The following is a 20,099-nucleotide window of genomic DNA, read 5'->3' as shown; positions in this document are numbered from 1 at the left end:
AATGAGTCAGCCATCCGGACGGCGCAGCATCGCCCGCTCCCCCCTGTTCATCGCGCTCGCCGTCTCGGCGGTCCTGGCATCGGTGGTCGGCAACGTCCAGGCCATCTGGGGGACGCAGCCGACCCCGTGGGCCGACCTGTCGCTGTCCCTGTACGGAAGCGTCAAGCTCTTCCTCTTCGAGACGGCGCTCGAAGACCAGACGACCGGGCCCGCGCTCTACGAGATCGCCAGGTGGATCGCCCCGCTGACCACCGCGGGCAGCCTCCTGGCGGTCTTCGAGGCCATGGCCGTCAACGTCCGCATGCGCCTGCATCCGGTCAGGGGAGGGCACGTCGTCGTCCTGGGGTGCGGGGAGCGGTCGAGGGCCGTCATCCACCAGGTGCTCGGCTGGGAAGGGGCCTCGGCCGTCGTGTGCGTGGTCCCGGACACGACCCCGTACGACGAGATCCAGTCCTTGAAGCTCTCGGGCGTCCACGTCGTCGCCCTCGACTACGACAACGTCGAGACCGAATCCGACCTGCGGGCCGTCAGGCGCATCCGGCTGGACACAGCGCTGGGCGTCATCTGCCTGGAGACCGAGCCCGAGAGCTTCGGCCACGTCCGCTGGATCGCCGCCCACACGCCCAGGGACGTCAAGGTCACCGTCCACCTCAACTCAGAGAGCCGACGGCTCAGGGAGATCTTCGAGCAGGTCATCCGCAGATACCCCAACTTCGACATCCACTACTTCGACCTGTCGGAGCTGGCCTCCCACCTGCTGCTGAACTCGGGCGAATTCACCATCCTTCCCCCCGAACTCGAACAGTCCCGGCGCTTCGTCGCGGGCCAGGCGAGCTCGCTGAGAGGCGCCGGCGGACGCCCGCGGCCCGTCGCCGGCCCGCTCGGGTTCGAGGAGATCGCCGCGGCCCTGCCCGAGCCGCACGTCCTCCTCGTGGGCGTGGGCGAAGTCGGCTCCGAACTCCTGGGAATGCTGGCCAATCTGGGGGTGACCAGCCCGCTGGACCCTCTCCGCGTGACGGTCGTGGACAAGGCGGCCTCCTCCCAGGTCGAGCAGCTCTTCTCGCAGGTCGAAGACGTCGGGAAGGTTCTGCGCCTGGAGACGGTCGACGCATCCCCAGAGAGCCGCCTCGTGCGCGAACGCCTGCAGGAGATCGCCGCGGCGCATCCGTTCAGCGCGGCCGTCTACGCTCTGGGCAACCCGCGCGAGTCCCTCCTGAGCGCCGACTTCCACATGCCCGTCCTGGGGTCGATCCCCGTGGCGGTCTGGTGCCAGCACCGTGCCGACGTCGAGCCCATCCTCCAGGCCATGCCCGGCGGGCGCTCGCTGCGCCTGTTCGGCCTCGACACCGAAGTCCTCAACCCCGAGGCGATCCTCTCCGACCGCTACCTGGACCAGGCGCGGCACTTCAACTTCATCTACGCCCAGACCACCGCGGAGGTGCAGAGGACCGCGCCTCCCGCCAGCGCCGAAGCCTCCTGGCGGGACCTGAGCACGGTGAAGAGGGAATCGAGCTTCGCCCTGGCCATGCACAGGGAGACGAAGAGCGCCGTCCTCGACCGGATCGCGCGCGTCTTCACCGGAATCGACGGCCTGGAGCTGGCCAACCTCTGGGAGGCCCGCCTGGAGGGGCTCGACCCCGAAGCGCAGGTCAAGGTCATCGAATCCGACCCGCTCCTGAACTACATGACGGCCCTCGAGCACCGCCGATGGTCCACCTTCTACTACCTGCGCGGCTTCGTCTACGGACCCCGGAAGGACGAAGTGCAGCGGACGCACGACTGCCTGGTCGACTCCTGGCCCGAATTCCTCAACGGCCCCAAACGCGAGACCGCGATCTACGACGCCTTCGCCTCCCTCGTCATCGACGGGAAGCTGTTCGACGACGACGCGGACGAGGCCCCGCGGCCCGGAGACCGCGGGGCCCTGTGGCCGGCCCGGCCGGCTCAGTAGGTCATGTTCATGGCCTCGCGCACCTCGGCGAGGGTGGCCTCGGCCCGTTCGGTCGCACGCTCGATGCCCCGGCGGAGCACGCCGCGGACATAGCCGGGGTCGGCTTCCAGCTCAGCCCGCCGGGCTCGGATCGGCGCCAGCATGTCGTTGACGGACTCGGTGACGAGCTTCTTCAGCGCGCCGGCGCCGCCGTCCCCGATCTCCTCGGCGACCGCCGCCGGTTCGCGGCCCTGGGCCATCGCCGCCAGAAGCACGAGGTTGGAGACCTCGGGCCGGTTGGCCGGATCGAAGGCGATGCGACGGTCGGAGTCCGTGACCGCCTTCCTGATCAGCTTGGCGGTCTGATCGGCGCTCATCCGCAGCTCGATCGTGTTGCCCCGCGATTTGCTCATCTTCGCCCCGTCGAGCCCGAGGACGGTCTCGGCCTCGGAGAGGAGCCCCTGGGGGCGCGGGAAGACCGGCCCGTCCGCCCCGTCCGGATGGCCATAGCGGGCTTCGAAGCGGTCGGCGACCACGCGCGTCTGCTCCAGATGCGGCAGCTGATCCTTGCCGACGGGCACGATGTTCGCCTTGCAGAAGAGGATGTCGGCGGCCTGATGGACCGGATAGGTCAACAGGAGCCCGGACATCGGCCGGTTGCCGGTCGCCTCGAATTCGGCTTTGACGGTCGGATTGCGCCGCAGCTCGGCGTCTGTGACGAGGGAGAGGAAGGGGAGCATGAGCTGATTGAGCGCCGGAACGGCCGAATGCGGGAAGATCGTCGTCTTCTCGGGGTCCAGGCCGACGGCGATGTAGTCCATCGCCAGCGAGAGGACCCGCTCGCGGATCGGCCCGACGCCGTCGCGGTCGGTGACGACCTGGTAGTCGGCGATGACGACCCATGTGTCCACGCCCGCCCGCTGGATCCGCACCCGATTGAGGAGCGAGCCGAAGTAGTGGCCGATGTGCAGGTGGCCGGTCGGACGGTCCCCCGTCAGGACGCGGAACTGCGTCGGGTCGGCGGCGATGCCCGCCTCGATCTTCGCGCTGACCGCGCGGGCCCGCGCCAGCGAGGCGTCGCTCGTCGAGTTCTCCAGAGCGTCTTCGATGCCCTTGCCCATGATGTCCTTTTCCGTAAGTGATGCTGTCCCTGGAATTCTACCGAAGCGGCCCGGCCGGGCGGTGGCGGCCGATCCGACGGGCGGCCGGGGATTCGCCGCTTCCGTTCCCGCCCCGCGAGCCCGAAGGCTCCGGCTCCCCCGCGACGCGGGGGGAGCGCAGGCAGACGCGACCGGACCGGGGTCGCGGATGACCGGCGCGCCCGGCCCCGCCGAGCGCGGGGCCTAGGTCAGGTACACGCGCATCGACAGGGGGTGCAGCGACGTCGTCGCCCCGGGGGCGTAGACCGGCGTCACCGAGCGCGGGCGCTCCCACGTCGAGTCCCAGGCGAGCTTGAAGGGGACGCCCCGCCCGGCGGGGAGCGTCACCTGGATGGGCCACGGCGAGCCGTTGAAGACGAGGAGCACGTCGGAGCCGGCCCCGCCGCCCGAGCGCAGCATCTGCAGGGTCCGATACGAAGGGTCGAACCACAGGTACTGGGGCATGGGGCCGCCCGAGACGTCGAACCAGTCCAGGTCGAGCAGCGAGTCGTTCGCCGGGGCGTACTCCGTGTAGAAGCGGACAGGGCGCAACACGGGGTTGTCGCGCCGCAGGCGCAGGAGGAAGGCCGCGGTGCTGCGCAGGTCGATCTGCCAGGGATCCAGTTCCCAGTTCACCCATGTGAGCGCGTTGTCTTGGCAGTAGGCGTTGTTGTTGCCCATCTGGGACCGGCCGAGTTCGTCCCCCGCGGTGAGCATGGGGGTGCCCGCCGCGAGGATGAGCGTGCCGAGCATGTTGCGCATCGACCGGCGGCGCGCCACGGCGATCTCCCTCGGCACGTTGAGGAATCCCTCCCAGCCGTGGTTCCAGGACATGTTGTCGTTGCTGCCGTCCCGGTTGTCCTCCAGATTGGCCTCGTTGTGCTTGTCGTTGAAGGAGACGAGGTCGCGGAGGGTGAAGCCGTCGTGAGCCGTGATGAAGTTGATCGACGCGTAGGTGCCGCGTCCACCGGGTATGCGCCCGTGGCCGAAGTGATCGGCCGACCCCGCCAGCCTCGTGGCCAGGTCGCGGAGATCGCCTCCGCCGCCTCCCGAGGTGATCGACCGGGGCTGGGCCAGCCAGAAGCTGCGCACGGTGTTGCGGAAATGGTCGTTCCAGTCGGCGGTCGGAGCCGGGAACCGCCCCGTGTTCCAGCCGTTCGGCCCCAGATCCCACGGCTCGTTGATGAGCTTGACGGTGCTCAGCAGCGGGTCGGTGACCATGGCCATGTAGAAGGGGTGGCTGGCGTCGAAGTGCTCGCCGTTGCGGCCGAGCGTGACGGCCAGGTCGAACCGGAATCCGTCGACGCCGATCTCGCTGACCCAGTAGCGCAGCGAGTCGAGGGTCATCCGGATGACGGGGGAGCGCCTGAAGTCGAGCGAGTTCCCGCAGCCCGTGGTGTCCATGAGGACCGCCGGGTTCTCCTGATACGTCATGTAGTAGGTCGTCTGGTCGAGTCCGCGCCAGGAGACCGTGGGGCCGTCGATGCCCCCCTCGCACGTGTGGTTGTACACGACGTCGAGGATGACCTCCAGCCCCGCCTCGTGCAGGGACTGAACCATGGCCTTCACCTCGTCGACCACGGCGAGCGGGCCGGCTTCCTGCGCCGCGCGCGTCGCATAGCTCGGCTCCGGCGCGAAGTACGACAGGGTGTTGTACCCCCAGTAGTTCGGCAGGCCCTTGTCCACCAGGAAGGGCTCGGACATCTTCGCGTGAATGGGCAGGAGCTCGACGGCGGTCACCCCCAGGGACGTCAGGTAGCCGGTCACCGCCGGGTGACCGAGCCCCGCGTACGTGCCGCGCAGCTCGGCGGGCACGTTGGGGTCGAGGGCCGTCTGCCCTTTGACGTGGGTCTCGTAGATGACCGTGGTGTCCCACGGGGTGCGGGGGTAGGTGTTGGGCGCCGGCGATGACTCGCTCACGACGCCGAGCGACATGAACGGCGCCGAATCGCGCGTATCCGGGCCGGAGTGCATGGGGGTGGTCCCGTCGCCCACCCATTCGACCTTCTGCGTGTACAGCGCCGGGTCCAGCACCGGCGTCTGCGTGATGGCCTTCGCGTAGGGGTCGAGCAGGAGCTTAGCCGGATTGTGGACGAGGCCCGATTCGGGCGCCCAGCGCCCGTCGACCCTGTACCCGTAACGCTGGCCGACTCGCACGCCGGGGACGTGGGCGGACCACATGCCTTGGCTCTCGGTGTTGAGCGAGTACTGCCGCTCCACCTGTCCCAGGGCGGTCTCGTCGAAGAGGCAGAGGCTGACGTCGGTGGCGTGCGGCGCCAGGACTGCGAAGTCGGCGCCGTCGTCAACGAGATGTGCGCCAAGGGCCACGGGCAGCCTATGCGCCCGTGTCGTCGCTTCGGGCGTTCGCGCCGCGTAAGCCGTGAGTGTATCGTCGATCAACGTCACCAGACCATTATCGCAGATTCCGCACCGCGATATAGACGTTACCCGGAAGAGTTTGAGGGACCTTCGTCTCAGGACAGCTCCGGCGGACGCCTGTCGCACGGCCTCCGCGCGGCGGCTCCGGCCCCGCCCGTTCCGGCGGTCGGAGCCCGGACTGCATCGGAAGGCCGCGAAAGGATGCCGAGATGGACGCCATGCCGAACCTGGCCCGGGGGCGGGTCGACCGCGACGGAGCCGCCCGCACGCGCCCGCAGGCCGTCGAGGAGGCGCGGAGCGGCGGGGCCGCCCGATTCCTGCTCGTCCGCCAAGGCGACGTCGCCGTCGAATCGGACGAGGTGCTCGTCCTGACCGCCGGCGAGGTCGCGCGCCTCCATCGGCGCAACGCCGAGGACGCGATCTACCTCGGGCGGGTGGACGGGATCCCGTACTTCGCGTGCGACGTCCCCGCCGGGGCCGAGGAGGGGAGTGTGGAGTTCCGCTCCGTGCGGATGCACGCCCACGAGTGGGACGACGACGCCACTGCGCTCGCGGTCGAATCGGTGGCCATCCTCCAGTGGCGGCGCTCGGCCCGCTTCTGCCAGGAGTGCGGACGTCCCCTGCGTCCGGCGGCGAACGGATGGGAGAAGCTCTGCGACGGAGGGCACAGGGCCTTCCCCCGGATCGATCCGGCCGTCATCATGGCGATCCGCGACCCGCAGGACCGCCTCCTGCTGGCCAGGAACAGCCTCTGGCCCGAACGGCGCTACTCGGTTCTGGCCGGTTTCGTCGAGGCCGGGGAGACCCCCGAGTCCGCCGTGGCCAGGGAGGCCTACGAGGAGGCAGGCATCCGCGTCGAGGAGGTCCGCTACGTGGCTTCGCAGCCGTGGCCGTTCCCCCGCTCCCTCATGCTCGCCTACGAGGCGAGGACGCCGTGCGGGCAGGAGGACGTCCGGATCGACGAGAAGGAGATCCAGGACGCCCGCTTCCTCTCCCGCGGCGAGCTCAGGCGGGCCGTCGCCTCAGGGGAGATCGCGCTGCCCGGCCCGACGTCCATCGCCGCCATGCTCATCGAGCGCTGGCTGTCCGAGCCGCTGGCGTGAGCGCCGGGGCGCCGGCCGGTCCCCGGCACCGCGCCGGCACGCTGGCTCCGACGCCGAACCGGCACGCGCCGGGAGCTGTCCGGGGCGTCAGGAGGCGTCGGCGAGCTTGGCCTTCACCTGCGCGAGGCTCGGATTGGTCAGCGCGGCCCCGTCGGCGAACTCGAGGGTGGGCACGGTGCGGTTGCCTCCGTTGAAGCCCTTCACGCGTTCGGCGGCTGCGGCGTCCTCCTCCACGTCGACCTCGTCGTAGTCGATCCCGGCCCGGTCGAGCTGGCGTTTGAGGTTCTTGCAGTGGGGGCACCAGGTGGTCGTGTACATCGTGATATCGGACATGCGGCCAGTCTAGGTGCCGGCGGGCGCGCCGGGCGGGCGGCGTTCGCGGCGGGCGTGGCGGAGGCCCGTGCGAGACTTGGACGTGAAGGGAGACGCCGATGAACGAATCGCCGGAGGAACTGCTCGACCGCCTCGACCCGGAACAGCGCGAGGTCGCCACGCGGCTGCGCGGCCCGCTGTGCGTGCGGGCCGGCGCGGGCACCGGGAAGACCCGCGCCATCACCTATCGGATCGCCTACGGAGTGCGCACCGGCGCCTACGATCCGCACAGCGTCATGGCCCTGACCTTCACTTCCCGCGCGGCCGGGGAACTGCGCGGCAGGCTCCGCGATCTGCAGGCCCGCGGCGTGGCCGCCCACACCTTCCACGCGGCCGCGCTCAGGCAGCTGTCCTACTTCTGGCCGACGGCCGTCGGCGGCAAGATCCCCCCCATCGCCGAGCACAAGCTCTCCATGGTCGCCCAGGCGGCCGGGCAGCTGGGCCTGCGCAACGACGCCGTGTCCATACGCGACTTCGCCTCCGAGATCGAATGGTCGCGCGTGAGCCTCATCGTGGCGGAGGACTACCCCGCCCGCGCGCAGGCCGCCGGGCACACCGGCGTCGGCGGCTATCCCCCCGAGGAGATCGCCAGGCTCATACGCGCCTACGAGGGGGTCAAGGCGGACCGCGGCGTCATCGACTTCGAGGACGTCCTGCTCCTGCTCATCGGCGTCCTCATCGACCGCCCCGACGTAGCGCGGACGGTGCGCCGCCAGTACCGGCACTTCGTCGTCGACGAATACCAGGACGTCTCGCCCGTCCAGCACCGCCTCCTCCAGCTGTGGCTGGGGGACCGCAGGGACCTGTGCGTCGTGGGGGACGTCTCCCAGACCATCTACTCCTTCGCGGGGGCCTCCTCCGCCTACCTCGCGGACTTCGCCTCGGAGTTCTCCGGGGCGCACACCGTCGAGCTCGTCCGCGACTACCGGTCCAGTCCGCAGATCGTCGCCTGCGCCAACGACGTCATCGCGACGGATCGGTCCAGGGGGGCCGTCAGGCTCGTCTCCCAGCTGCCCTCCTCGGTTCCCGTGGCCTTCCACGAGTACGCGAGCGACGCCGAGGAGGCCGAGGCGATCGCGCGCGAGATCCTCGACCTGCGCGAACGGGGCGTACCGCTGGGCGACATGGCGATCCTCTATCGGACCAACTCCCAGTCCGCGGAGTTCGAGGCGGCCCTGTCCGCAGCCGGGATAGCGTTCTCCCTGCGCGGATCCGAGCGATTCTTCTCGCGCCGCGAAGTCCGCGAGGCGATGGTGGGCATGCGCTCGGCCGCCCGGGCCGGCGCCGACGGCCCTCTGGCCTCGGACGTGAAGTCGGTGCTCAGGCAGGTCGGCTGGCGCGAACAGGCGCCCGAACAGGCCGGAGCCGCCAGGGAGCGCTGGTCGGCGCTGGCGGCCCTGCTCAGACTCGCCGAGGACATGGAGGCGGCCCGCGGCGCCTCCATGGCGGAGTTCGTCGCCGAACTGGAGGAGCGCGCCCAGATCCAGGACGCCCCCGACGTCGACAGCGTCACCCTCGCCTCCCTCCACGCGGCGAAGGGCCTGGAATGGCAGGCCGTCTTCCTCGCCGGCATGAGCGAGGGCCTCGTGCCGATCTCGCTGGCCGAGGGCCCGGAGGCCGTCGCCGAGGAGCGGCGGCTCATGTACGTCGGCATGACGCGCGCCAAGCAGCATCTGCACGTCTCCTACGCGAAGGGCAACGGCCAGCGTTCCACCCGCAAGGCGTCCCGGTTCCTGGAAGGCGTCTGGCCCAAGCCCGACAAGCCAGCCGTCTCCCGGGCGACGGGCTATCGGCAGCGTAAAGCCGCGCAGGCCGAGGAATTCGCCAGAGAGCACCCCGAGGACCTCCCTCTCTTCGAGGCCCTCGTCGAATGGCGCTTGCAGACGGCCCGGCGCATCGAGCGCCCGCCCTACGTCGTCTTCCACGACACGACCCTGCGGTCCATCGCCGTCGCCAAGCCCTCCAGCCTGTCCCAACTGGGAAGGGTCAGAGGCGTGGGCGCCACGAAGCTCGCCGAGTGGGGGGAGGCCGTCCTGGCGGTCGTCCGCGAATTCGCGGGGTGACGTCGATCCGCGGAGCGGCCGCCTGGCTCTCACGCCCCGTCGGGGGCGTCGAACCCGTCGCCGATGCATCCGCACGAAGGGTGGGCGGGCACCGAGACCAGGTACGGCGCCTGCGCCCCCTGCGGCACCCGCCACTGGACGTCGTGCAGAGTGTTGCCCGCCCCTTCGAGGAAGCCCATGACGGCGCGCGCCCCCAGCGCGCTCGCCAGGTCGCGGACGGCGGGGGTCGGGCCGATCGGGCGCGCCAGCGCGGCCTGGGAGGCGAGATTCGCCCACGCGCCGTCCGCCTCGCAGCGGGCGTGGTACGCGCACGCCGCGCAGGCGCCCGCGCCGGGCTCGACGAAGGGGCCGACGCAGGCGTCGACCTCCTCCACCCACGCGAGCAGATGCGGCGTCCGCTCGTCGCACAGCCCGTACGTCCTCCTGGGGTCGATCAGCCGCGAGCCGGTCACCACCGCGGCGTCGGGCTCGCCGTGCGTGCGAATGCCGGGGGCGGCCGAGCGCAGGACCGTCAGGAAGGCCCGGTCCCGCCGTTGCCCGGCTCCGCGGCGCGACAGCGCCGGATGGTCGGACGCGGCGACGGGGGAGGGATCGTCGAAGACGACCGAGCCGACTCCGGACCTCGCCAGCGTCAGGCCGATCGCCACGCCCAACGGATCGAGGCTCTCGATCCGCACGCACGAAGAAGACAGGGGCGAGGAGGGGGCGAGTCGGCCGTCCCGCAGGACGTCCGCGCGTTCGAGCATGGAGAGGATGCGCTCCACGCGCGTTGGACGCAGGCGGTGCCGGCGTGCGAAGGCGTCGAGTTCGGGCGCGGTCATGGGGCCTGACAGTCTGGCGACGAGGTCTTGCTCGGCCGGTGTGAGATCCTCGATCACGACGCCGACGCGGGGGTCGAGCCCTATCTGCAGGGTCTCCGCCGATCGCCAGAAGACTCCCAGCCCCTCCTTGATCTGAAACGTCCCCTCCATGGGCCAAGGCTAGGAGGGCGTCGACGCGGGTGGAATCGCCTGTCCACACATGTGGATTCCGCCTGGACCGGCCGGCCCTCTCGGTGTATAGATGGACGTTTGGGCGCCGGGTCCAGGCGAGTTCGGCGTCCAGCGCATGGGTCTCAGGCGCGGGCATTCCGCGGCTCCGGGTGCGTTCGCCTAGGCGCGGGCGGGCGAGCCTGCCGCCGTCCGCTTGGAGCCGTCCCCTTCGACCCTGTCGGCTTTAGCGCGGCGAGGCCGGCGGCCGGCCGCGGTCAGTCGTGGGCGTCCCCTTCGTCGAGAAGCTGGGCGAGGAAGGCGTCGAGCTCCTCTTCGACGGCCGAGGGCGCGCTCTTCTCGAAGAACCCCTCGGGCTTCTCCAGGTCCTCGCTGGTGGGCAGGAGGTCGGGGTGGCTCCACAGCCTGTCGCGTTCGGCGACGCCGACCCTGTCGGTCGCCAGCTGCCAGAATCGCTGCGCCTCGCGCAGCTTGCGGGGCCGGATCTCCAGGCCGACCAGGGGTCCGAACGTTCGCTGGGCGGGGGAGCTCGACGCCGACCGGCGCGTGAACATCTCGCCGAGGGCGACGGCGTCGGGCAGCTGCGCGCTGACGACGTGGAGCGAGACGGCGCTGACCCACCCCTCGACGAGGGAGAGCAGGTGCTCCAGCTGGGCGAGCGCGGCCGTCTGGCTCTCGGTCGGCTCGCTGGCGAAGACCTTGGAGAGGTCGAATTCCTGCATCTTCTCCGGATCGAAGCCGGACTCGCGCACCTGCTCCTCGATCGAGTCGGTGTTGATCTCGATTTCCCGGGCGTAGGCGGAGACGGAGTCGAGGACCCGCGCGCGCAGCCAGGGGATGCGGGAGTAGAGCCTGGCGGCCGCCTGCTCGCGAACGGCGACGAAGAGCCTGACTTCCTCGTCGGGCGTGTCCAGGCCGTCGGAGAAGTCGGCGACGTTCGCGGGGACCAGGGCGGCCGTCTGCCCCTCGACCAACGGCAGGCCGGTGTCGGACGTTCCGAAGGAGACCAGCGCGAGCTCGGCCAGGCCGTGCCCGTACTGGATGCCCATGAGGGAGGAGATGAGGTTGCGCAGCATCGGCTCGGGGTCCATCCCGCCGAGCATCGACCGGATCTCCTCGGGGACGTGCTCGAGCTGTTCGAGGAAGGCGTCGAGGAACGCTCGGGCGACGTTCTCCGCCACGGGCTCGGTCAGGCGCCTGAACGTCGGCAGCGAATGGGCGAGCCAGTCCAGGCGGCTCCAGGCCTGGTTGGGGCCCGTGCACGGGTCGATCTGCACCGCGGGGTCGAGCCAGAGCGAGGCGACGGACAGGGCCTCGCGGACGCGGTCCCCCTGCTCGGCGGTCACCGTGTCGAAGTGCTCCCGCTGGATCGTCTCGCGGGCGAACCGCTCGCCGATCTTCCAGTTGACGGGCCCTTCGCCCGACGAGCCGAGAAGCTCGCGCAGCTGGTTCATCACGAGGGAGAAGTCCATGTCTCCCAGCGCCTGCATGGAGGACGCCGACGGTTCGACGCCCGCGGCGCGCATCTGCTCGAGAAGGCGATCGGCCGCTTCGTCGCCCATGACGGCCCGCAGCATCTGCTCCCACTGGTCGTGCTGCGAGCGGCCGGGGTCCGACTCATTTTCGCTCATGCCTAGTCCTTTTCCTCGGAAAGTTGTTCCTCAAGCCTATTGCGCCTCGCCGTGACTTTGGGCTCTGTCCGCCAAGGGCGCAGCGGGATGGTGCATCATAGTCGGGTGAATCCAACGCGCAAACGCCTGGTGTCCGGCTCGCTGTTCGCCATTCTCACGCTCGTCGGGCTGGCGATGCCCGGAGCCTACGTCGTGGAGACCGCCGGCCCCGCTCCCGAGATCACCGGCGCCCAAGACGGCGTCGACCTCCTGACGCTGACGGGAGGCAAGACCTACGGGACGCAGACGAAATACTACATGACCACCGTCAGCTCCTATGGCAATTCGGACTTCGGGGTGGTGGGCGCGCAAGCGTTCGCCGCGATCTTCTCCCGCGACAGCCAGGTCCTCCCGGTCCGCTCCCTGTATCCGGCCGGTCAGACGGCCGACCAGGTCGACAAGCGGAACACCGCCCTCATGGGGGATTCCCAGCAGGCCGCCGCCTCGACGGCGGAGACCGCGGCGGGGCTCCCGGTCCGCATGAGGATCGGCGTGGCGGGGGTCCCGAAGGGCTCGCCCGCGGCGGGCAGGCTCCGCGAGGGCGACCTCGTGACCCGGATAACCGCCAACGGCGTCACGACGCAGATCGCCGCCTACGCCGACCTCGGGTCGGTGCTCAAGAAGACGCCCCCCGGCACCACCGTGAACATCGGCTTCACACGGGACGGGAAGGCCATGGACGCCGACGTGACCACGTCCAAGCACGAGCCCGACTCGACCGGATGGATCAAGCCGGGGTCCCGTCTGGGCCTGTATCTCAAGACGTCGGATGTCAAGCTCCCCATCGCCGCGAAGTACGGCGTGGAGGGCATCGGCGGCCCGTCGGCCGGTCTGATGTTCGCCCTGACCATCTACGACCGGGCCACGCCCGGCTCGCTCGGCGGAAAGGCCAGAATAGCCGGGACGGGGACGATCTCCCTCTCCGGAGACGTCGGGCCGATCGGTGGAATACCCCACAAGCTGGAGGGAGCGGCGGCCACGGGGGCCAGGCACTTCCTGGCGCCCGCGGAGAACTGCGCCGAGACCGTCGGATACGAGCCCGAAGGCATGCGGATCTACGCCGTGCGCACCTTCGACGAGGCCCTCACTGCGGTCAGGAGCATCGGAGCCGGGAAGACAGACGAGCTGACCACATGCTCCGACGTGGTGAAGGCCGGCAAAGCCGGGAAGTGATCCGAATCCCGTCGGCCCGGGCGCGCGTCCGCAGCCTCCGACGGCGCGCCGCCGCCCGGACGCGGTCCGCCGATCCTGAGCCCGGCCTTCTTCCGCCCTAGAGGAAGGTGGCTCGCAGCGCCTGGACCAGCTCGGGGACGAGGTCGGGCGAGCCGAGGACGTCGGCGTCCTCGTCGTGCGAGCGCAGGCGGATCGTGCACCAGCTCGAGCCGTCGCGCATGACCCCCACCACCATGCGTATGTCCTGTCGGCGGGGATCGGCCGACGCGAAGGCCTCGGCCTCGGCGGGGTCCTCGGGGATCTCGGCTTCCGCCTCGGGCGGCATGGCGATCCGCTCTAGGCTGACGGCCGCGCCGTCGACGGTCTCGGGCCACGCCAGCTGCGCGAGGAGGTCGCCGACGGAGGCGGCCGGGGGAAGGCCCTCCTGTTCGACCGAGAAGAGCGACTCCGGGTGCTGCGCGGCCTGAAGCGAGACGTCGGACGGCAGGTGCCCGGCCAGTTCGGGGTCGGCGGCGAGGACCTGGGAGCGCACGAGCGCGAAGACCCGGACGGGTCCGTCCCAGCCGCCGCGGGTCACGTGGGAGTCGATCTCCCTGACCGCCTGTTTTATTGCGCTTGTCACGCGTCAAGTCTGCCATGTCCGCCGCGTTCGCCGCCGCGTCCCGCGGGCGGCCGCGCGTTCGACCGGGCCGGTGACGGCGCAGGGATCGGCACGGTAGAATCGTCCGGACCGGACGCCCGCCTCGTCGCGCCGCTCCGGGGTCCCGCGCCGGGTGGACTCGGGCTCGCGCCTTCTGCGCCGGGCGGACCTTCTGGGAAACGGCGCTCCGATCGGTTACTTTTGAGTAGTGTGGGCGGAGGGTCCATGCCACCGAAGCGACGCGAGGATAAAGGTTGTCCACTACAGAAAAACCGCAGAAAGCGACACAGCGGCCCGACGGCAGGTTCTCCCTGGGCATTTTCGCCGCAACACTCATCGTGCTTGCGCTGCTGCTCGGCGGCCTGCTGATCGTCGCCAACGTCTGGACGGACGTCCAGTGGTACAGCCAGCTGAAGGCGGTCCGGGTTTTCTGGACTCAATGGGGCTGGGCCGTGGCGCTGGGGACCGTCGGCCTGCTCCTGGTCGGAGGGGCCGCGTACCTCAACCTCATGCTCTCGCGCAGGAGGGAGGGCGGATCGACGACCGGAGCCGGCGAATACCGGCAGTACGCCGAAGATCACCCGTGGCTCGCCCGCCTCGTCCTGCCCCTGGCCGTCGGCGCCGTGTTCGGGGCGCCGCTGGCCTCCGAATGGCGGACGTACGTCCTCTGGCTCAATCGGACCCCCTTCGGCCAGTCGGACGCCCAGTTCGGCAAGGACATCTCCTTCTACGTCTTCACCCTGCCGGTCCTCCATTCGATCCTCGGCTTGGCGGTCATCGCCCTCGCCGTCTCCGTCGCGTTCGCATGCGTCGGGCACTACCTCTACGGAGGGGTGCGCCAGGAGGACGGCAGCATGGTCCTGGCGACCCGGGCGCGGGTGCACTTCGGCTCTCTGGCGGCGATAGGCGCCATCCTGGTCGCCTGCTACTTCTGGCTGAGCCGCTACGACATGCTCCTGGCCGAGAACAAGAAGTTCTCCGGCGCCTCCTTCACGGACATCAACGCCACCCTGCCCGGCAGGACCATCCTGGCCGTCACGGCGGCCCTCGTGGCCGCGCTCTTCGTCTTCGCGGCCGTCAAGGGCGTGTGGAAGCTGTCGGTGATAGGCATCGGCGTCAGCGTCATCGCCGGGCTCATCGTCACGATGATCTACCCTTACTTCCTCCAGCGCTTCACCGTCGAACCGAACGCCGCCGAGAGGGAGTCCCTCTACATTCAGCGCAACATCGACGCCACGCTCAAGGCCTACGGGCTGGACGGAGTGGAGAAGACCAAGTATTCGGCCCACACTCAGGCGGAGGCCGGCCAGCTCCGGCAGGACGCCGAGACCACGACCCAGATCCGCCTGCTCGACCCGAACATCATCTCGCCGACGTTCAACCAGCGTCAGCAGAACAAGCCGTACTACCACTTCGCCGACCAGCTCTCGGTGGACCGCTACACCGTGGGCGCCGCCGCGCGCGACACCGTCATCGGGGTGCGCGAGCTCAATCTGGACGGCATCGACAAGGCCCAGCGGACGTGGGTCAACGACCACACCGTCTACACCCACGGCTACGGCGTGGTCGCGGCCTACGGGAACACGACGACGGACAAGGGCCTTCCCGCCTTCTGGGAGCAGGGCATCCCCTCGCAGGGGGAGATCGGAAAGTACGAGCCTCGCGTCTACTTCGGCATGAGCTCTCCCAAGTATTCGGTGGTCGGCGCCCCGAAGGGCTCCAAGCCGTGGGAGCTCGACTACCCGGTGGACACGACGAACGGCCAGGTGTCTACGACCTACAAGGGCGACGGCGGTCCGTCCATCGGCTCGACCTGGTCCAAGCTCATGTTCGCCATCAAGTTCCGCGACACCGACCTCTTCTTCTCCAACCGCGTGACCTCCAAGTCGCAGATCCTCTACAACCGGGACCCGCGCGAGCGCGTCTCCAAAGTCGCGCCCTACCTCACACTCGACTCCCGCGTCTATCCGGCGGTCGTCGACACGGACGGCGACCCGAAGACCCCCAAGCGCCTGGTCTGGATGATCGACGGGTACACGACGACCAACCAGTATCCGTATTCGGAGCGTCAATCCCTCGAATCGGCGAAGGCGGACGCGCGCACCGCGCAGTCGTCCGGGTACGGCAGGGAGCCGAAGCAGGTCAACTACATCCGCAACTCCGTCAAGGCCGTGGTCGACGCCTACGACGGCTCGGTCACCCTCTACAAGTGGGACGAGAAGGACCCGCTGCTCAAGGCGTGGAGCAAGGTCTTCCCGGGGACGCTCAAGTCCGTGAAGTCGATGTCGGGCGATCTCATGGCCCACATGCGCTACCCGGAGGATCTCTTCAAGGTCCAGCGCACCCTGCTCTCGCGCTACCACGTCACCGACGCGAAGGACTTCTACTCCGGCGGGGACTTCTGGGACATTCCGCAGGAGCCCACGGCCAATCGGGGAGAGGCCTCCCAGCAGCCTCCGTACTACCTCACGCTGAAGATGCCGGGGCAGAAGACGGCCGAATTCTCCCTGTCCACCGGCTACATCCTGGGCGGCACGTCCAAACGCAACGTCATGACGGGCTTCCTGGCCGTCGATTCCGAGGCGGGGTCCACTCCGGGCAAGGTGCGTGCTGGGTACGGGAAGCTCAGGCTCCTCGAGCTTCCGCGAAATCTGACGGTCCCCGGCCCCGGGCAGGCCTACAACAACTTCGTCACCGACTCGAAGGTCTCCACCACTCTCAACCTGCTCAAACAGGGCGGCACCCAGGTGGTGTACGGGAACCTCCTGACCCTTCCGGTGGGAGGCGGCCTGCTCTACGTGCAGCCGGTGTACGTGCAGGCCTCCAGCGGCAACACCTCGTATCCGGTCTCGCAGTACGTCCTCACGTCCTTCGGCGAAGGGACCAACATCGGCTTCGCTCCCACGCTCGAAGAGTCCCTCAACCAGACCTTCCGGGGGGATTCGGGCGCCAAGGCCGGAGACGCGAACGTGACCGGCCAGAAGGCGGCTCCCGATCCGAACGCGAGTTCGAACAAGGGGAATTCCAACGGGAGCGGGAAGACGACGCCGACCCCCAGTCCGAGCGCCAGTTCCAGCCCGAGCGCGAGCCAGTCGGGGGCGGGAGGCGGTTCGGGTAGCGCCCAGCAGCAGCTCGACAAGTCGCTCAGCGACGCCCAGTCCGCTATCAAGAGGGCCGATGAGGCCAGGAAGTCCGGCGACTGGGCCGGCTACGGGCAGGCTCAGAAGGACCTGCAGAGCGCGTTGGAGAAGGCCGTCGCCGCCAGGGAGGAGCTCAACAAGGCGGGATGAGTCCGCAGGACTCCGCTTCTCTCCCCCTGGGAGGCGGTCTGCATGGCGAGTGCGGTCGTGGGCGTCGGCCCCGCTCCACCGGCGGCGAATCGCGGGTCGGATCCGTGGAGGCCGCCGATGGGTTCGTGGGCGAGTCGGCACGCAGCGCGGCGGTTCCCGCATACGCGGGGAAATGGCTGACTCTCCGCTTCGCCGGGGCGTCCGGCTGGGGTTCGGGCCCGCGATACGGCTCCGGCGGGCACTGTGGGCATGTGAGTGTCCGCACGCTCGCTCGCCTTGTCCGGATCGCGGTGCCTGGGTAGACTGAACGGGTCGACGCGGGGTGGAGCAGTTCGGTAGCTCGCCGGGCTCATAACCCGGAGGTCGAGGGTTCAAATCCCTCCCCCGCCACCACAGCCCCCGGTTCTCTAGAGAACCGGGGGCTCTTCTCGTCTCGGTGGAATCCGCAGGGCGCATCGCCTCCTCGGCGGTTCCCCGCGGAGGCGGGGAACCGGCTGCGGGGCGCGGGCGGCGCGAATCGGGCCCGGGGAACGCCCCGGGCCCGGGGCGCGAGCTCAGCGTCTGATGGGCAGTCGCCGGATGAGCAACCACGAGACGACGACGCCCGCCGCCGTCCAGGCGAGTGCCTCGGCGCCGTCCAGGGCGATCATCCGCATCGAGTTGGATGCGAAGGGCTTTGTCGCGTCATAGGCGCCGTAGCGGAACAGCCTGACGAGCCCCTCGACCATGGAGAGGGCGAGCAATCCCGCGGCGGGAATGTACCAGGGGAAGCGGACGAACAGGGACGCGACGGTGAAGCCCAGCCAATAGGCCCCCAGCGAGGACGTAATCGCGGCGAGGAGGAGGATCCACGAGCTCGCAGTCTGTTCGGTGTGCGTGAGGGTCAGCCTCCCGGACGCGTCGCCCGCGACGGCGGCCTGAAGGAGGACCGCCGCGAGTCCGAAGGAGGCGACGGCGGCGGTGTTGCTCAAACTCGCGCGGATGTGCATGCCGAAGAACTCGCGGCGGGTCAGGCCCGCTCCGAGGTACGTGCGGACCGTGGCGGCGCCGAGGCAGCCGTGGACGCAGGCGGTGAGGATCAGCGCGCCCGTCGCGATGACGCCCACGAAGAGGATCGCGACGGTTCTGCCGTTGGACGTGACGGCCTCGGGCAGCGAATCGATCGAAAAGGCATGGCCGTCGATGTGGACGTCGGTTTCCGGCAGCCAGCGATGCAGCCTCTTCGCCGCCCAGAACACGAAGGCGGTCACCAGGGAGGCGATCACGACGGCGACGCCGGCGACGACGCCGTCGACGATGAGGTGCTTTCTGAGAATCCGGCGGTTGAGCGGGCGCATGCGGTCGCCCACGGCCGTGGGCGAGGTGTCAGTGTGCATCGTCGTCTCCCTTCGGGGTGATGACCTCCCGCTGCGCGGTGGTCAGCGTGAGGTCCATGAGGATGTCGGTCAGGGACGCCTGCTGGCCCGGCCGGGAATGGCGTGCCCGGACGTCGTCGACCTCGCCGCGTTCGATCACGCGGCCGCCGTCCAGGAAGACGACGTGGTCGAGGAGGTCTTCCACCTCGTGGATGAGATGGGAGGAGACGACGACCGTGCGCGGGTGGCTCGTGTAGTCGGCTAGGAGCGCACGGTAGAACATCTCGCGGACGACGGCGTCCATGCCCAGGTGCACTTCGTCGAAGACGGTCACCGGGCACCGGGAGGCCAGGCCGAGGGTCGCGAAGAGGGCGGATCGCTGGCCTCGGGACAGTCTGTCGGGCCGTTTGCGCGGGTTCACCTGGAAGGCGTCGAGAAGCTGAGCGGCGTAGTCGGCGTCCCACGTGGGCCGGGTGACGCCCCACAGTTTGAAGGTCTCGCTGATGCGTCTGTCCCGGTAGACGGCGGTCGAGTCGCTCGTGTAGCAGATCGAGGCCATCGCCTCGGGCGCGTCGAAGACCGGCTCGCCGCCCACGAGGACCGTCCCCGCCTGGGGGTGGAGGAGACCCGCCAGGAGCATGCCGACGGTCGACTTCCCCGAGCCGTTGCGCCCGAGGAGGCCCGTGAGCGATCCAGGGCCCACGGTGAAGCTGACGTTGTGGAGGACGTCGTCCTTGTGGAGGTCGTAGTGGAAGGTCACGCCCGAGACCTCGATTGCCGGGGCGGTCATCGCTTCTCCTTGCTGTGTCGGTGGGATGCGGGTTGTCCGGCGCTAACGCCGGTGGACGCGGAGTCCTCGGCGTCCGCGTTGGCCAGATGCTCCTCCGTGAGGTCGAGAAGGTCGCGGGAGGAGAATCCGAGCGTCAAGCCTTCGTCGAGGGCGGGGGAGAGGGTCTCGTCCAGGTAGGTGGTGCGACCGTTCGCGCGCAGCGTCTCGGGTGCGGTTTGAGTCACGAACATCCCGATGCCGCGCCGCTTTTCGATGACCCCCTCGTCCACGAGGAGGGCGAAGGCCTTGTTGGCGGTCGCGGGGTTGATGCGGTACGTCGTCGCATACCGGGTTGTGGACATGAGCTGGTCTCCGGGAGTGAGTTCTCCCACGAGGATCTTGCGGCGAACCTCGTCTGCGATCTGCAGGTAGATCGGCTGGCTGCTGGAGAAGTCCATGTGATTCACCTCCTCGGTCCAGTGGTTAGTTACAGGACTAATTAACCATGGGATCGGGGACGTGTCAAGCTCGCGTGCGCGGGGAGTTGCCGGACGGCGCCTCGACGCCCGGCGGGGCGGAGCGGTCCGGGGCTAACGCGGTGTCAGAGGCCCGGCATCCGCCGGCGACGGCCCGGTGCGGAATCCCTCCACCAGGGTGTCGGCTGCCCCGGCATCCGCCGGCGAGACGGGACCTTGAGGAGTGCGTGGGGGTGTCGTACGGTGGGACGGTCGTCCAGGCCAGGTCCGCAGCCTCTCTGACTCGCATGGGGCCGCGGCGTCATACGACGTCGCGTCATTGTCAAGGACCCCGGTTCCCCGGTCGAGCCGGCTCCGCGCGGCGCTCCTTCCGCGACGTGGGCGGAATGCGGATAATGGTCGGAGAAACGCGATCGAAGGAGTCACGATGATGTCTAAACGAACTGTGACGACGAGCAAGCGCCCGGTGATCGCCGTGATGACGGTGATCGCCCTGTTCATATCGGGCTGCGGAAAGGATGCGGAGAGGAAGGACTACAAGCCGGTGCTCTATGTGTATTCGGAGGGGCGGACGTCGTTGAGTGTGAATCTCGACTATGCGGGTTCGGTGACGTACACGTATCCCAAGGCCGGTCCCGGCAACGTCTGGCGGGTGACGGCCGGCCCCGACGGCACGCTCACCGACGCCTCCGGACGCTCCTACCCCTACCTCTTCTGGGAGGGGATCGCCCCGCGCGGCTACGGGCAGAAG

At 69.5% G+C, this 20,099-nt stretch carries 14 protein-coding genes, 1 tRNA gene and 1 pseudogene; 7 read left to right on the top strand and 9 right to left on the bottom strand.

Going from position 1 to position 20,099, the window contains the following annotated elements; all coding sequences use genetic code 11:
- The first annotated feature begins 1 nt into the window (after window position 1).
- A complete protein-coding gene (locus HMPREF0043_RS04340; RefSeq protein WP_021601682.1) occupies window positions 2-1,951 on the top strand; it encodes a hypothetical protein in 1,950 nt (649 codons plus the stop codon).
- Here the strand turns inward: HMPREF0043_RS04340 and trpS are convergent.
- A complete protein-coding gene (gene trpS / locus HMPREF0043_RS04335; protein ID WP_021601681.1) occupies window positions 1,945-3,051 on the bottom strand; it encodes a tryptophan--tRNA ligase in 1,107 nt (368 codons plus the stop codon). The two genes, HMPREF0043_RS04340 and trpS, sit on opposite strands and share 7 nt — an antisense overlap.
- 222 nt (window positions 3,052-3,273) lie before the next feature.
- On the bottom strand, window positions 3,274-5,397 hold the full coding sequence (gene glgX, locus HMPREF0043_RS04330) for a glycogen debranching protein GlgX (RefSeq protein ID WP_232206024.1): 2,124 nt from the start codon (window positions 5,395-5,397) through the stop codon (window positions 3,274-3,276).
- 260 nt (window positions 5,398-5,657) lie between these two features.
- Here glgX and nudC point away from each other — a divergent pair, with 260 nt between their 5' ends.
- On the top strand, window positions 5,658-6,551 hold the full coding sequence (nudC, locus tag HMPREF0043_RS04325; RefSeq protein WP_021601677.1) for an NAD(+) diphosphatase: 894 nt from the start codon (window positions 5,658-5,660) through the stop codon (window positions 6,549-6,551).
- An 87-nt stretch (window positions 6,552-6,638) separates the two neighbouring features.
- On the opposite strand, the gene HMPREF0043_RS04320 is transcribed toward nudC, so the two are convergent.
- Window positions 6,639-6,884 carry a mycoredoxin gene (locus HMPREF0043_RS04320; RefSeq protein WP_021601676.1) on the bottom strand — a complete coding sequence of 82 codons (246 nt, stop codon included), beginning with the start codon at window positions 6,882-6,884 and terminating at the stop codon, window positions 6,639-6,641.
- Between the two features lie 98 nt (window positions 6,885-6,982).
- Here HMPREF0043_RS04320 and HMPREF0043_RS04315 point away from each other — a divergent pair, with 98 nt between their 5' ends.
- Complete coding sequence (locus HMPREF0043_RS04315; protein ID WP_021601674.1) at window positions 6,983-8,986, top strand: ATP-dependent helicase; 2,004 nt, start codon at window positions 6,983-6,985, stop codon at window positions 8,984-8,986.
- 29 nt (window positions 8,987-9,015) lie between these two features.
- Here HMPREF0043_RS04315 and HMPREF0043_RS04310 read toward each other — a convergent pair whose 3' ends face one another.
- Together HMPREF0043_RS04310 and HMPREF0043_RS04305 are read right to left on the bottom strand one after the other, a co-directional pair.
- Window positions 9,016-9,957, bottom strand: a complete 942-nt coding sequence (locus tag HMPREF0043_RS04310; RefSeq protein WP_021601673.1) for a hypothetical protein — start codon at window positions 9,955-9,957, stop codon at window positions 9,016-9,018.
- A gap of 275 nt (window positions 9,958-10,232) precedes the next feature.
- Window positions 10,233-11,606: a zinc-dependent metalloprotease gene (locus tag HMPREF0043_RS04305; protein WP_021601672.1), complete on the bottom strand. Its 1,374-nt coding sequence runs from the start codon at window positions 11,604-11,606 to the stop codon at window positions 10,233-10,235.
- Window positions 11,607-11,711: 105 nt separating this feature from the next.
- On the opposite strand from HMPREF0043_RS04305, the gene HMPREF0043_RS04300 reads away from it, so the two are divergent.
- Window positions 11,712-12,818 carry a YlbL family protein gene (locus HMPREF0043_RS04300; protein ID WP_232206023.1) on the top strand — a complete coding sequence of 369 codons (1,107 nt, stop codon included), beginning with the start codon at window positions 11,712-11,714 and terminating at the stop codon, window positions 12,816-12,818.
- A gap of 97 nt (window positions 12,819-12,915) precedes the next feature.
- Here HMPREF0043_RS04300 and HMPREF0043_RS04295 read toward each other — a convergent pair whose 3' ends face one another.
- Window positions 12,916-13,440: a PPA1309 family protein gene (locus HMPREF0043_RS04295; RefSeq protein ID WP_021601670.1), complete on the bottom strand. Its 525-nt coding sequence runs from the start codon at window positions 13,438-13,440 to the stop codon at window positions 12,916-12,918.
- Between the two features lie 272 nt (window positions 13,441-13,712).
- Between HMPREF0043_RS04295 and HMPREF0043_RS04290 the strand changes: the two genes are divergently transcribed.
- A complete protein-coding gene (locus tag HMPREF0043_RS04290; protein WP_021601668.1) occupies window positions 13,713-16,748 on the top strand; it encodes a UPF0182 family membrane protein in 3,036 nt (1,011 codons plus the stop codon).
- Between the two features lie 316 nt (window positions 16,749-17,064).
- Window positions 17,065-17,141: transfer RNA gene (locus HMPREF0043_RS04285), tRNA-Met, on the top strand.
- Between the two features lie 161 nt (window positions 17,142-17,302).
- On the opposite strand, the gene HMPREF0043_RS04280 is transcribed toward HMPREF0043_RS04285, so the two are convergent.
- The 3 genes from HMPREF0043_RS04280 to HMPREF0043_RS04270 are packed head-to-tail and all read right to left on the bottom strand — an operon-like array spanning window position 17,303 to window position 19,330.
- Window positions 17,303-18,124, bottom strand: a complete 822-nt coding sequence (locus HMPREF0043_RS04280) for a hypothetical protein (protein WP_021601665.1) — start codon at window positions 18,122-18,124, stop codon at window positions 17,303-17,305.
- Complete coding sequence (locus tag HMPREF0043_RS04275) at window positions 18,114-18,893, bottom strand: ATP-binding cassette domain-containing protein (RefSeq protein WP_021601664.1); 780 nt, start codon at window positions 18,891-18,893, stop codon at window positions 18,114-18,116. The genes HMPREF0043_RS04280 and HMPREF0043_RS04275 overlap by 11 nt, the downstream gene beginning before the upstream one ends.
- The gene (locus HMPREF0043_RS04270) at window positions 18,890-19,330 is read right to left on the bottom strand and encodes a GntR family transcriptional regulator (protein ID WP_021601663.1); all 441 of its coding nucleotides are present in this window, start codon (window positions 19,328-19,330) and stop codon (window positions 18,890-18,892) included. The genes HMPREF0043_RS04275 and HMPREF0043_RS04270 overlap by 4 nt, the downstream gene beginning before the upstream one ends.
- 448 nt (window positions 19,331-19,778) lie before the next feature.
- Here HMPREF0043_RS04270 and HMPREF0043_RS04265 point away from each other — a divergent pair.
- Window positions 19,779-20,099, top strand: a pseudogene (locus HMPREF0043_RS04265) (transcriptional initiation protein Tat); the annotation flags it as partial.

It is taken from the genome of Actinobaculum sp. oral taxon 183 str. F0552 (assembly GCF_000466165.1).
In the GTDB taxonomy this organism is placed as follows: Bacteria; Actinomycetota; Actinomycetes; order Actinomycetales; family Actinomycetaceae; genus Peptidiphaga.
The sequence above is the reverse complement of the archived record's forward strand: the minus strand, read 5'-3'. Positions and strand labels throughout refer to the sequence as shown.

What these genes read in the sequence shown, in the direction of transcription:
- HMPREF0043_RS04310 (WP_021601673.1), bottom strand. Translation starts at nt 9,957, where the DNA reads ATGGAGGGGACGTTTCAGATCAAGGAGGGGCTGGGAGTCTTCTGGCGA.
- nudC (WP_021601677.1), top strand. Translation starts at nt 5,658, where the DNA reads ATGGACGCCATGCCGAACCTGGCCCGGGGGCGGGTCGACCGCGACGGA.
- HMPREF0043_RS04340 (WP_021601682.1), top strand. Translation starts at nt 2, where the DNA reads ATGAGTCAGCCATCCGGACGGCGCAGCATCGCCCGCTCCCCCCTGTTC.
- HMPREF0043_RS04275 (WP_021601664.1), bottom strand. Translation starts at nt 18,893, where the DNA reads ATGACCGCCCCGGCAATCGAGGTCTCGGGCGTGACCTTCCACTACGAC.
- HMPREF0043_RS04280 (WP_021601665.1), bottom strand. Translation starts at nt 18,124, where the DNA reads ATGCACACTGACACCTCGCCCACGGCCGTGGGCGACCGCATGCGCCCG.
- HMPREF0043_RS04315 (WP_021601674.1), top strand. Translation starts at nt 6,983, where the DNA reads ATGAACGAATCGCCGGAGGAACTGCTCGACCGCCTCGACCCGGAACAG.
- HMPREF0043_RS04305 (WP_021601672.1), bottom strand. Translation starts at nt 11,606, where the DNA reads ATGAGCGAAAATGAGTCGGACCCCGGCCGCTCGCAGCACGACCAGTGG.
- trpS (WP_021601681.1), bottom strand. Translation starts at nt 3,051, where the DNA reads ATGGGCAAGGGCATCGAAGACGCTCTGGAGAACTCGACGAGCGACGCC.
- HMPREF0043_RS04320 (WP_021601676.1), bottom strand. Translation starts at nt 6,884, where the DNA reads ATGTCCGATATCACGATGTACACGACCACCTGGTGCCCCCACTGCAAG.
- HMPREF0043_RS04270 (WP_021601663.1), bottom strand. Translation starts at nt 19,330, where the DNA reads ATGGACTTCTCCAGCAGCCAGCCGATCTACCTGCAGATCGCAGACGAG.